10 protein-coding genes are annotated in these 12,665 nt (G+C 62.0%); 1 reads left to right on the forward strand and 9 read right to left on the reverse strand.

All coding sequences use genetic code 11. The features are described from left to right. Positions 1–10: 10 nt before the first annotated feature. From ACK2SD_RS20995 to grpE, 8 genes are all read right to left on the reverse strand, one after another. Positions 11–460, reverse strand: a complete 450-nt coding sequence (locus tag ACK2SD_RS20995; protein ID WP_080754697.1) for an MFS transporter — start codon at positions 458–460, stop codon at positions 11–13. Beyond that, positions 438–920 carry a transcription elongation factor GreA gene (gene greA, locus ACK2SD_RS21000; RefSeq protein WP_080754696.1) on the reverse strand — a complete coding sequence of 161 codons (483 nt, stop codon included), beginning with the start codon at positions 918–920 and terminating at the stop codon, positions 438–440. Before greA ends, ACK2SD_RS20995 begins: the two co-directional genes overlap by 23 nt. After that, complete coding sequence (gene carB, locus ACK2SD_RS21005; protein WP_412460746.1) at positions 917–4,138, reverse strand: carbamoyl-phosphate synthase large subunit; 3,222 nt, start codon at positions 4,136–4,138, stop codon at positions 917–919. The genes greA and carB overlap by 4 nt, the downstream gene beginning before the upstream one ends. Positions 4,139–4,244: 106 nt before the next feature. Beyond that, positions 4,245–5,381, reverse strand: coding sequence for a glutamine-hydrolyzing carbamoyl-phosphate synthase small subunit (gene carA, locus ACK2SD_RS21010; protein ID WP_342649736.1), 1,137 nt, complete (start codon positions 5,379–5,381; stop codon positions 4,245–4,247). Positions 5,382–5,592: 211 nt separating this feature from the next. Then, positions 5,593–6,396: a 4-hydroxy-tetrahydrodipicolinate reductase gene (dapB, locus tag ACK2SD_RS21015; protein WP_412460747.1), complete on the reverse strand. Its 804-nt coding sequence runs from the start codon at positions 6,394–6,396 to the stop codon at positions 5,593–5,595. Between the two features lie 13 nt (positions 6,397–6,409). After that, positions 6,410–7,534, reverse strand: coding sequence for a molecular chaperone DnaJ (dnaJ, locus tag ACK2SD_RS21020; protein WP_116887552.1), 1,125 nt, complete (start codon positions 7,532–7,534; stop codon positions 6,410–6,412). Between the two features lie 201 nt (positions 7,535–7,735). Continuing rightward, positions 7,736–9,661: a molecular chaperone DnaK gene (gene dnaK / locus ACK2SD_RS21025; protein WP_412460748.1), complete on the reverse strand. Its 1,926-nt coding sequence runs from the start codon at positions 9,659–9,661 to the stop codon at positions 7,736–7,738. Between the two features lie 102 nt (positions 9,662–9,763). Then, positions 9,764–10,318: a nucleotide exchange factor GrpE gene (gene grpE / locus ACK2SD_RS21030; protein ID WP_029613095.1), complete on the reverse strand. Its 555-nt coding sequence runs from the start codon at positions 10,316–10,318 to the stop codon at positions 9,764–9,766. Between the two features lie 179 nt (positions 10,319–10,497). Between grpE and recN the strand changes: the two genes are divergently transcribed. Continuing rightward, a complete protein-coding gene (gene recN, locus ACK2SD_RS21035; RefSeq protein WP_412460749.1) occupies positions 10,498–12,171 on the forward strand; it encodes a DNA repair protein RecN in 1,674 nt (557 codons plus the stop codon). Positions 12,172–12,253: 82 nt separating this feature from the next. Here recN and fur read toward each other — a convergent pair whose 3' ends face one another. After that, complete coding sequence (gene fur, locus ACK2SD_RS21040; RefSeq protein ID WP_028695114.1) at positions 12,254–12,658, reverse strand: ferric iron uptake transcriptional regulator; 405 nt, start codon at positions 12,656–12,658, stop codon at positions 12,254–12,256. Positions 12,659–12,665: the final 7 nt, after the last annotated feature.

Genomic DNA, 12,665 nt, shown 5'->3' on the forward strand with positions numbered 1-12,665 from the left:
GTGACGCCCGTCAGTGGCGCGCCTTGCGCGCCCTGACAGGAACCGGCTGGGCCACCAGCACGATGCCGGAAAACCCCAGCACCAGGAAACAGAACATCTGCCAGCGCTCACCAACAGATATGCCGTAGCGCAGTGTGTAGTACCCCACACAGGCGCCCAGGCCAAGCAGTAGCATTTGGCCGCGGAACTGCCGCCACCACGCAGATAGGCCCTCGACTCGCGCCAGCACGGCCAGCTGAGTCAACAGCCCAAGCAGCGCCACGCCAATCAACCAGCGGTCAATCTGCCCGGCGATGTCCTGCACCAGCAAAGGCGCCAGGCCACTGACCTTGAGCGCCGGTACCAGCCCCACATGGAAAACCCACAGGCCGCCGACCCAGAACACCTGGGCCAGTTGCCAGAGGATCCCCTCCAGGGAGGGCGCGCGTTGGCGCCGGTCAGATGTGCTTGACTTCGACAATCTCGTACTCGACGGTTCCGCTCGGGGTCTTGACCACGACGGTATCACCCTCTTCCTTGCCAATGATGGCGCGGGCGATGGGTGCGCTGCTCGACAGCTTGCCTTGCCTAACGTCAGCTTCGTCCTCGCCGACGATCTGGTAGGTCACCTCGTCATCGTTCTCGGTGTTGGCCAACACGACGGTGGTACCGAAGATGACCTTGCCGGTGTGAGCGATGGTGGTGACATCGATCACCACCGAATTCTGCAACCGACCTTCGATATCGCGGATACGTGCTTCGACCATGCCCTGTTCCTCGCGGGCGGCATGGTACTCGGCATTCTCCTTGAGATCGCCCAGCTCACGCGCTTCACCGATCGCCTGGCTCAGGCGCGGGCGCTCGGTCTTGCTGAGGAAAAGCAGCTCTTCTTCCAGGGCGCGGGCGCCCTGGACGGTCATCGGATATTTGGTAATGCTCATGCTTTGAGTCCTGCATGCAGATCCTGCAGGCGACGAACGGTCTTCTCAGGACCGAATTTCAGCGCCTCGCAGATGGCTTCACCCGCCGCGATCGTAGTGGTGCAGTAGATCTTGTGCTGCAGCGCATTACGGCGGATCGAGTAGGAGTCGGCGATCGACTGGCGGCCTTCGGTGGTATTGATGATCAGCGACACTTCGTCGTTCTTGATCATGTCGACCACATGCGGGCGACCCTCGGTCACCTTGTTGACACGACGCACTTTCAGACCGGCAGCCTCGATCACCTTGGCAGTCCCGGCAGTAGCGACCACTTCGAAGCCCAGGGTGATCAAATCACGGGCAACGGCAGCCACTTGCGGCTTGTCGTCGTCGCGCACACTGATGAACGCGGTGCCGCCGCTTGGCAACACTTCGCTAGCCCCCATCTGGGCTTTGGCGAAGGCCTCACCGAAGCTGTCGCCCACACCCATCACCTCACCGGTGGATTTCATCTCAGGGCCGAGGATCGGGTCAACCCCTGGGAACTTGGCGAACGGGAAGACGGCTTCCTTGACGCTGTAGAAGTTCGGGATGATTTCCGCGGTGAAGCCCAGCTCCTTGAGCGACTTACCGGCCATCACGCGTGCAGCGATCATCGCCAGCGAAGTGCCGATGCACTTGGATACGAACGGTACGGTACGCGAGGCACGCGGGTTGACCTCGATCACGTAGATCTTGTCGCCCTGCAGCGCCAACTGCACGTTCATCAGACCGACCACGCCCAACTCCAGTGCCATCTTGCGCACTTGCTCGCGGACTTCGTCCTGCACGCCTTTGCTCAGCGAGTAGGGCGGCAGCGAGCATGCCGAGTCGCCGGAGTGGACGCCGGCCTGCTCGATATGCTGCATGATCGCGCCGATGACCACGTCGGTACCGTCGCAGACAGCGTCCACGTCCATCTCGATGGCACAGTTGAGGAAGTGGTCGAGCAGCACCGGGCTGTCGTTGGACACTTGCACCGCTTCGCGCAGGTAGCGCTTGAGCTCGTCCAGCTCGTAGACGATCTCCATCGCACGACCGCCCAGCACATAGGACGGACGCACCACCAGCGGGTAGCCGATATCACCGGCGGCACGGATGGCCTCCTCTTCACTGCGCACGGTCGCGTTCGGCGGCTGCAGCAGGTTCAGGCGCTGGACCATCTGCTGGAAGCGCTCACGGTCTTCGGCGCGGTCGATGGCGTCCGGGCTGGTGCCGATGATCGGTACGCCTGCCTCTTCAAGGGCGCGAGCCAGTTTCAGCGGAGTCTGACCACCGTAGTGGACGATGACGCCTTTAGGCTTCTCGACGCGGCAGACTTCCAGCACGTCTTCCAGGGTCAGCGGTTCGAAGTACAGACGATCCGAGGTGTCGTAGTCGGTGGAGACGGTTTCAGGGTTGCAGTTGACCATGATGGTCTCGTACCCGTCTTCACGCAGCGCCAAAGCGGCGTGCACGCAGCAGTAGTCGAACTCGATACCTTGGCCGATACGGTTCGGGCCACCCCCGAGGATCATGATCTTGTCGCGGGTCGACGGATTGGCCTCGCACTCTTCTTCGTACGTGGAGTACAGGTAGGCGGTATCGGTGGCGAATTCGGCGGCGCACGTGTCGACGCGCTTGTAGACCGGCAGCACGTCGAGCTTGTGGCGGTGACGACGCAGATTCTTGTCGGTCACGCCCAGCAGCTTGGCCAGACGCTGGTCGGAGAAGCCCTTGCGCTTGAGGCGCAGCATCAGGGCCTTGTCGATGTCGGCCAGGCCGAGGGTCTTGACCTTCTCCTCTTCCTTGATCAGATCTTCGAGCTGCACCAGGAACCAGTGGTCGATGCCGGTGAGGGCGAAGATTTCGTCGCGGCTCATGCCGGCGCGCAGGGCATCGGCCACATACCAGATACGCTCGGCACCGGGCACGGTCAGCTCACGCTTGAGAATGCTCGACGCTTCGGAACTGGCCAGATCCACTTTCGGGTCCAGACCGCAGGCACCAACTTCCAGGCCGCGCAGGGCTTTCTGCAGGGATTCCTGGAAGGTGCGACCGATGGCCATGACTTCACCCACGGACTTCATCTGGGTGGTCAGGCGCGCGTCGGCCTTGGGGAACTTCTCGAAGGCGAAGCGGGGCAGCTTGGTGACGACATAGTCGATCGAAGGCTCGAAGGACGCCGGGGTGCGACCGCCGGTGATATCGTTCTGCAGCTCATCGAGGGTGTAGCCGACTGCCAACTTGGCCGCGATCTTGGCGATCGGGAAGCCGGTGGCCTTGGAGGCCAGGGCCGAGGAACGAGAAACCCGTGGGTTCATCTCGATCACGACCATACGGCCGGTGTTCGGGCAGATGCCGAACTGCACGTTGGAACCGCCGGTTTCGACGCCGATCTCACGCAGCACCGCCAGCGAGGCGTTGCGCATGATCTGGTATTCCTTGTCGGTAAGCGTCTGCGCCGGCGCGACGGTGATCGAGTCGCCGGTGTGTACGCCCATCGGATCGAAGTTTTCGATGGAGCAGACGATGATGCAGTTGTCCTTCTTGTCGCGGACCACCTCCATCTCGTATTCCTTCCAGCCGATCAGCGACTCGTCGATCAGCAGTTCCTTGGTCGGCGACAGGTCCAGACCACGGGCGCAGATTTCCTCGAACTCTTCACGGTTGTAGGCGATGCCGCCACCGGTGCCACCCATGGTGAAGGATGGGCGGATGATGCATGGGAAGCCCAGCTTTTCCAGGACCGCATTGGCCTCTTCCATGCTGTGGGCGATGCCCGAACGCGGGCACTCCAGACCGATGTCCTTCATTGCCTTGTCGAAGCGCGAACGGTCCTCGGCCTTGTCGATGGTGTCGGCGTTGGCGCCGATCATCTCTACGCCGAACTTCTCCAGAACGCCATGGCGCTCCAGATCCAGGGCGCAGTTGAGCGCGGTCTGGCCGCCCATGGTCGGAAGCACCGCGTCTGGACGTTCTTTCTCGATGATCTTGGCCACCGACTGCCACTTGATCGGCTCGATGTAGGTGGCGTCGGCCATGGCCGGGTCGGTCATGATGGTGGCTGGGTTGGAGTTCACCAGGATGACGCGGAAACCTTCCTCGCGCAGGGCTTTGCAAGCCTGGGCGCCGGAATAGTCGAATTCACAGGCCTGGCCGATCACGATCGGGCCAGCGCCGAGAATCAGGATGCTTTTGATGTCTGTACGTTTTGGCATGGTTGTCACTCAAATCCGCGGGTCAGTCGGCAAGCCGTCTTGAACAATCTGGGTCAGGCGCTTCCGGACACGGCACAGGCCGGTCCGGGGCCTCGATGCAGGATGCTCAGCGGCGCTTGGCCATGGCATCGATGAAACGATCGAACAGTGGCGCGACGTCGGTCGGGCCGGGGCTCGCTTCAGGGTGGCCCTGGAAGCTGAACGCGCTCTTGTCGGTGCGTTCGATGCCCTGCAGGGTACCGTCGAACAGCGACTTGTGGATGGCGCGCACATTGCCTGGCAAGGTGGCTTCATCGACGGCGAAACCGTGGTTCTGACTGGTGATCATCACCACGCCGGTGTCCAGGTCCTGGACCGGGTGGTTGGCGCCGTGGTGACCGTGGCCCATCTTCATGGTCTTGGCACCGGAGGCCAAGGCCAGCAGTTGGTGACCGAGGCAGATACCGAAGACCGGGATGTCGGTTTCGAGAATGGCCTTGATCGCCGCGATGGCGTAGTCGCACGGCTCGGGATCGCCCGGGCCGTTGGACAGGAATACGCCGTCGGGGTTGAGCGCGAGCACTTCGCTGGCCGGGGTTTGTGCTGGCACGACGGTCAGGCGGCAACCACGGGCGACCAGCATGCGCAGGATGTTCAACTTGACGCCATAGTCGTAGGCGACCACGTGGTAAGGCAGCTCGGACGCTTCGCGGGTCGGGTGGCTGTCAGTTTTCAGCTCCCAGACGCTGGAGCGCCACTCATAACGCTCCTTGGTGCTGACTTCCTTGGCCAGGTCCATGCCCTTGAGGCCCGGGAAACCACGAGCGGCGGCGATGGCGGCTTCTTCGCTGATGTCGTCGCCGGCCAGGATGCAACCGTTCTGGGCGCCTTTCTCACGCAGGATGCGGGTCAAGCGACGGGTATCGATACCGGCGATGGCCACCACGTTGTTGGCCTTGAGGTACTCGGGCAGCGACTGGGTATTGCGCCAGTTGCTGGCCAGCAGCGGCAGGTCGCGGATCACCAGACCTGCCGACCAGACGCGGTCGGACTCGGCATCTTCGGCGGTAGTGCCGGTGTTGCCGATGTGCGGATAGGTCAGAGTGACGATCTGCTGGGCGTAGGAAGGGTCTGTAAGGATTTCCTGGTAGCCGGTCATAGCGGTGTTGAACACCACCTCACCAACGGTTTGACCGTCGGCCCCAATGGCCTCACCGCGAAAAATGCTGCCATCAGCAAGGGCGAGTATGGCTGGCTTTGTCAAGAAGACCTCCCGTAAATGACGCATGAAGGGGCGATCGCAGGTTGCAAAAAAGCGGAGTGCCGTATGGATACGTCACCCCGCTTTTATGTGCTGAATTCAATTCTCTGCGCGCTTTTAGTGGATACACTAAAGCTGTAGTTTACAGAAAAGTGAGCTCTCGGTCTACCGCAGATGTGCCGTTTAGACACACGTATGCGACAGACCTACGCGTTCAATGCAGCTCCAGCACATCCTGCATGTCGTACAGCCCTGGCTCGCGCCCTTGCAGCCACAGCGCCGCACGTACAGCGCCTTTGGCAAAGGTCATGCGGCTGGACGCTTTGTGGGTGATCTCCAGGCGTTCGCCTTCGGCCGCGAACAGCACCGTGTGGTCACCGACGACATCGCCGGCCCGAACGGTCGCAAAGCCAATGGTCTTGCGGTCACGGGCGCCAGTCTGCCCCTCGCGACCATACACCGCCACTTCCTGCAGATCGCGACCCAACGCCTGAGCGACCACCTCGCCCATGCGCAGCGCGGTACCCGAGGGCGCATCGACCTTGTGCCGGTGGTGCGCCTCGATGATCTCGATATCGACATCATCGCCCAACACACGCGCCGCCATGTCGAGCAACTTCAGGCTCAAGTTGACGCCGACGCTGAAGTTGGCGGCGAAGACGATCGGAATGTCTTTCCCGGCTTCGGCCAGCAGACGCTTTTCGTCGACACTGAAGCCGGTGGTACCGATCACCATCGCCTTGCCATGCTTTCGGCAGAACGCCAGGTTCTTCAGCGTCACCGAGGGATGCGTGAAGTCGATCAATACATCGAAGTCGTCGGCGACCTTGGCCAGGTCATCGGACAGCAGTACACCGATCCGACCGAGGGCCGCCAGCTCACCCGCGTCCGCCCCGACCAGAGAGCTGTCGGGGCGATCGATCGCCGCCGTCAGCCCGGCTCCGGAGGTTTGCTGCACCGCTTCGACGAGGGTCTTGCCCATTCGTCCTGCTGCGCCCATTACCGCAATACGTCGCATAGCCTGTTCCTTGTCAGAGATCGCCGAAGAAGCGCTTCACACCCTCGAACCAGCCACTGGCCTTGGGCGAGTGGGAGCTGTCACCCTCGAGCGAATCGCGCAGCTCTTCAAGCAGCTCACGCTGGCGACGACTGAGATTGACCGGCGTTTCCACCGCCACCCGGCACAGCAGATCGCCCGCACCACCGCCGCGCACGGGTGCCACACCCTTGCCGCGCAGACGGAATTGCTTGCCCGTCTGAGTACCCTCGGGGATTCGCAACTTCACACGCCCATCGAGAGTCGGCACTTCGAGCTCGCCACCCAGTGCGGCATCGGTGTAGCTGATCGGCACTTCGCAGTACAGGTGCTTGCCATCACGCTGGAAGATCGCATGCTCGCGCACGCTGATGACGACGTAGAGATCGCCGGTCGGACCGCCATGGGCGCCCGCCTCGCCTTCGCCGGACAGGCGAATGCGATCGCCGGTGTCGACGCCGGCCGGCACTTTCACCGACAGGGTCTTGTACTCTTCGACACGGCCTTCGCCATGGCACGCCGAGCACGGATCGGTGATGATCTTGCCCTGACCGTGACAGCGCGGGCAGGTCTGCTGAACAGAGAAGAAGCCCTGCTGCATACGGACTTGACCGATACCGCCGCAAGTTGGGCAGGTAGAGGGGGTCGAGCCCTTCTTCGCACCCGTGCCGTCGCAAGGCTGACAGTTGACCAGGGTCGGCACACGAATGCTGACCGTCGTGCCACGCACCGCCTCTTCCAGGTTCAACTCCAGGGTGTAGCGCAGATCGCTGCCGCGCTGGGCACCACCGCGACCACCGCCACGGCCACCGCCGAAGAAGTCACTGAAGACGTCGCCGAAGATATCGGAGAAGTTGGCGCCGCCAAAACCGGCACCGCCGCCGCCCATGCTTGGATCGACGCCGGCATGGCCGTACTGATCGTAGGCTGCGCGCTTGCTGGCGTCGGACAATACTTCGTAGGCCTCGTTGGCCTCCTTGAACTTGTCTTCCGACTCTTTATCGCCCGGGTTGCGGTCCGGGTGGTATTTCATCGCCAGGCGGCGATAGGCCTTCTTGAGATCGCTTTCGCTGGCGCCACGCTCGACACCCAGGACCTCATAAAAATCACGCTTTGCCATAGGTCATTCGCACTCTTGAGGGCTTTCGGCATCTGTGCACCGTGCCGTCAGCACCTGCCGCAACACGCCTGATGCGCCCTGACAGATGCTGGAAATATTTCCCGTGTTCCAGACACGCCAACGCGGGAGCAAGCCCCCGCGCGGCGACATCCTACCAGCTCAGCGACCAATGCCGCTGAACCGGCCGACAACATGCAGAAATTACTGCTTGTTGTGATCTTTCACTTCTTCGAACTCGGCGTCGACCACGTCGTCGTGCTTGGCTTCAGGTTCCGCCGGCTGAGCGCCGCCCTGAGGCTGTTCGCCCTGCTGCTCGGCATACATCTTCTGAGCGACTGGCGCGGACACCTTGGACAGCTCCTCGACCTTGGCGTCGATGGCCGCCTTGTCATCACCCTTCACCGCAGCTTCGAGCGCGACCACGGCCGCTTCGATCGCCGCCTTCTCGTCGGCAGTGACCTTGTCGCCTGCGTCGGCCACCATCTTGCGGGTCGAGTGAACCAGTGCGTCGCCCTGGTTACGGGCAGCGGCCAGCTCTTCGAACTTGCGGTCTTCCTCGGCGTTGGCCTCGGCATCACGCACCATGCGCTCGATTTCCTCGTCCGACAGACCGGAGTTGGCCTTGATCACGATCGACTGCGACTTGCCAGTAGCCTTGTCCTTCGCGCTGACGTGCAGGATGCCGTTGGCGTCGATGTCGAAGGTCACTTCGATCTGTGGCATGCCACGCGGCGCTGGCGGGATGTCGGCCAGGTCGAACTTGCCCAGCGACTTGTTCTGCGTGGCTTGCTTGCGCTCGCCCTGCAGCACATGGATGGTCACCGCAGCCTGGTTGTCGTCGGCGGTCGAGAACACCTGCGATTTCTTGGTCGGGATGGTGGTGTTCTTCTCGATCAGCGGCGTCATCACGCCGCCCATGGTTTCGATACCCAGGGTCAGCGGGCTGACGTCCAGCAGCAGCACGTCCTTGACGTCACCGGCCAGAACCGCGCCCTGAATGGCGGCGCCCATGGCGACAGCTTCGTCCGGGTTGACGTCCTTGCGCGCTTCCTTGCCGAAGAAGTCGGCAACGGCTTTCTGCACCATCGGCATACGGGTCTGGCCACCGACCAAGATCACGTCGTCGATCTTGCTGGCGTCGATACCGGCATCTTTAAGCGCGATGCGGCAAGGCTCGATGGTGCGCTTGACCAGGTCTTCGACCAGCGATTCCAGCTTGGCGCGGGAGATCTTCACGTTCAAGTGCTTCGGACCGGTTGCATCGGCAGTGATGTACGGCAGGTTGACGTCGGTGGACTGTGCCGAGGACAGCTCGATCTTGGCTTTCTCAGCGGCTTCCTTCAGACGCTGCAGCGCCAGCGGATCGTTCTTCAAGTCCATGCCGGACTCTTTCTTGAACTCATCGACGAGGTAGTCGATCAGGCGCATGTCGAAGTCTTCGCCACCGAGGAAGGTGTCACCGTTGGTGGCCAGTACTTCGAACTGGTGCTCGCCATCGACTTCGGCGATTTCGATGACCGACACGTCGAACGTACCACCACCCAGGTCATAGACGATCACGGTGTGGTCGCCCTTGGCCTTGTCCATGCCGTAGGCCAGTGCAGCGGCGGTCGGCTCGTTGATGATGCGCTTGACGTCCAGGCCGGCGATGCGACCGGCGTCCTTGGTGGCCTGACGCTGGCTGTCGTTGAAGTAGGCCGGAACGGTGATGACCGCTTCGGTGACCGGCTCGCCGAGGTAGTCTTCGGCGGTCTTCTTCATCTTTTTCAGGACTTCGGCGCTGATCTGCGGCGGAGCCATTTCCTTGCCAGCAGCCTCGACCCACGCGTCACCGTTGCCGGCCTTGACGATCTTGTAAGGCACCAGCTTGATGTCTTTCTGCACGACGTCTTCTTCGAAACGACGACCGATCAGACGCTTAACGGCGAACAGGGTATTGTGCGGGTTGGTGACGGCCTGACGCTTGGCCGACTGACCGACCAGGATTTCGCCATCGTTGGCGTAGGCCACGATCGAAGGGGTAGTACGCGCACCTTCGACGTTCTCGATGACCTTGACGTTACCGTTTTCCAGAATGGAGACGCACGAGTTGGTGGTCCCCAGGTCGATACCGATGATCTTGCCCATGTTAACTCTCCCGAAACTTGAATGAGGTAGCAGCGACTGCTATTGGCCAACTGCGGAAATACTTGAAGGCTTGACACCTAAATGGGGATGCCCCGACGGATTTCAAGCCTTTTCATCGATCGACGGTTGAGGCGCTGCTGGCGCCTTGCTGACCACCACCATGGCGGGGCGCAGCAGGCGACCGTTGAGCAGATAGCCTTTCTGGAACACCTTGAGCACGCTGTTCGGCTCGACCTCGGCACTTTCCTGCATGGCCATGGCCTGGTGGTGCTCGGCATTGAACGGCTCGCCGTGCGGATCGACCGGCTCCAGGTTGTAGCGCTTGAGGGTGTCCTGGAACATCTTCAGGGTCAGCTCGATCCCTTCGCGCATCGGCTTGATGGCTTCGTCCTCGGCGCTGGACAGCTCGAGGCCGCGCTCCAGGCTGTCGATCACCGGCAGCAGGTCGCCGGCGAATTTCTCCAGGGCGAACTTGTGGGCCTTCTCGACATCCTGCTCGGCACGCCGACGAATGTTCTGCAGGTCTGCGGCAACGCGCAGCGATTGATCCTTGGCGGCGGCCAGCTGCTCCTCGAGCACCTGAACGCGGGCACCGAGGTCCTCGGAACCGACTTCTTCGGCATTAAGGTTTTGTTCATCCAGCTGTTCGTCAGCCATCGGGGCTCTCCTCCGCATTTTCCGGTGTACAGGCCATGCCTGCCGTGTGTGGCGTGTATATGGGGTCGGAAAAATCAGCTTCAAGGGCTGGGTGATAATCCCTGTCGCCGAACGGCGCTTGGCAGGCTGGAAAAAACTACTGTATAAATAACCAGACATGACCCTCGGGAGCGGCCCTCATGCTGGTGCATCTGTCCATACACAACTACGCCATCGTCGAACACCTGGATCTCGAGCTTGCCCGCGGCATGTCGGTCATCACCGGCGAGACCGGCGCCGGCAAGTCGATCATGCTCGATGCGCTGGGCCTGGCCCTGGGCGACCGCGCCGACAGCGGCGTGGTCCGCCCGGGCGCCGACAAGGCCGACCTGCTCGCCACCTTCGATCTGGTGGACATTCCCGAAGCGCGCACCTGGCTCACCGAGCGCGACCTCGACCACGACGGGCCGTGCATCCTGCGCCGGGTCATCACTGCCGAGGGCCGCAGCCGCGGCTATATCAATGGCACACCCTGCCCGCTCGGCGACCTCAAGGCGCTCGGCGAGCTGCTCATCGATATCCACAGCCAGCACGAGCATCAGTCGCTACTCAAGACCGACACCCATCGGCGGCTGGTCGACGAGTACGCTGGCGCCGTCGACCTGGCGCGCCAAGTGCAATTGGCCGCCCAGCGCTGGCGCCAGACCCGACTGGAACTGGAGCGCCTGTCTAACTCCAGCGATGAGCAACGTGCGCGACACCAACTGCTGAGTTACCAGCTCGAAGAGCTGGAAAACCTGGGCTTGGGCGAAAACGAACTCGAACAACTGGAGCAGGAGCACAAGAACCTGACCAATGCCGAAGCGCTGTTCGGCATCTGCCGCCAGGTGATCGACCAGTGCAGCGAAAGCGACTCCGGCAATGTGCTCAGCGCCCTGACCAGCAGCCTCAATCGCCTTTCCGCCGTCAGCGATGCGCCCAAGGCGCTGGGCGAAGCGGTGAACCTGATCGCCAGCGCACAGATCCAGGTCGAGGAAGCGGTCGGCGAACTCAATCGCTTCCTCGACCACTTCGACGCCGACCCGATGCGCCTGCAAGCCCTGGAGGAACGCCTCGACACGCTCTACACCCTGGCACGCAAGCACCGTGTTCATCCGTCCGAGCTGCCACAGTTGCAGCAGCGCTTGATGGACGAACTCGAAGGTCTCAACGCCAGCGACGAATCCGCCGAACGCCTGGGCGACGAGCTGGCGGCCTATGCCCAGCACTATAAAGAGAAGGCCAGCGAGCTCAGCGGATTGCGCCGACAGGCTGCGGCGCAGTTGGCTGTGGCGGTGGAGCAGGAAATCCAGCGCCTGGGCATGCCTGGCGGACGTTTCTGCATCGAATTGACGCCACTGGAAGGCAGCGAGCTGTCACCGCATGGACTGGAGCAGGTCGAACTGCTGGTCAGCGCCAACCCTGGCCAACCACTCAAGGCCTTGGCCAAGGTGGCGTCGGGGGGCGAACTGTCGCGCATCAGCTTGGCGATCCAGGTCATCACCGCGCAGACCTCGCGCATTCCGACGCTGGTGTTCGACGAGGTGGACGTGGGTATCGGCGGACCGACCGCCGAGATCGTCGGCCAGTTGTTGCGCCGGCTGGGCGAGCGTGGCCAGGTACTGACCGTGACCCATCTGCCCCAGGTGGCTGCTCAAGGTCATCACCATCTGTTCGTGCACAAGGTGCGCAACAGCAAGACCACCCACACGGCAGTGGCCAACCTGGGCAAACGCGAGCGCGTCGAGGAAGTGGCGCGCATGCTCGGCGGCATCGACCTGACCAAGGAGTCGCTGGCCCACGCGCGCAAGATGGTGGTCAGCGGCAAAGCCTGACGCCTCACGCCTCCACAAGACACTCAGAAAACACAAAGGCGACCCAAGGGTCGCCTTTGTCGTCAGTCACGATCAGAAATCGTTACTTCTTCTTGCGCACATAAAGGACCAGGTTGTGGTCCACCAACTCGTAACCGTGCTCGGCCACGATCTCCCTTTGGCGACGCTCGATTTCAGCATCCATGAATTCGATCACTTCGCTGGTTTCCACATTGACCATATGGTCGTGGTGACCTCCGTCGGCCAGCTCGAATACCGCGTGGCCGCCATCGAAGTTATGGCGAACCACCAGACCCGCTGCTTCGAATTGGGTCAGTACACGGTAGACGGTCGCCAGACCGACGTCCTCACCTGCTTCCATCAGCGCCTTGTAGACGTCCTCGGCACTCATGTGACGCTGCTCGGCAGAATCGAGCATTTGAAGGATCTTTACTCGAGGCAGTGTCACCTTGAGACCGGCTTTGCGCAATTCGCTATTTTCAACCATGGTCAGC

Source organism: Pseudomonas sp. SC11, assembly GCF_047039205.1.
In the GTDB taxonomy this organism is placed as follows: domain Bacteria; phylum Pseudomonadota; class Gammaproteobacteria; order Pseudomonadales; family Pseudomonadaceae; genus Aquipseudomonas; species Aquipseudomonas boreofloridensis.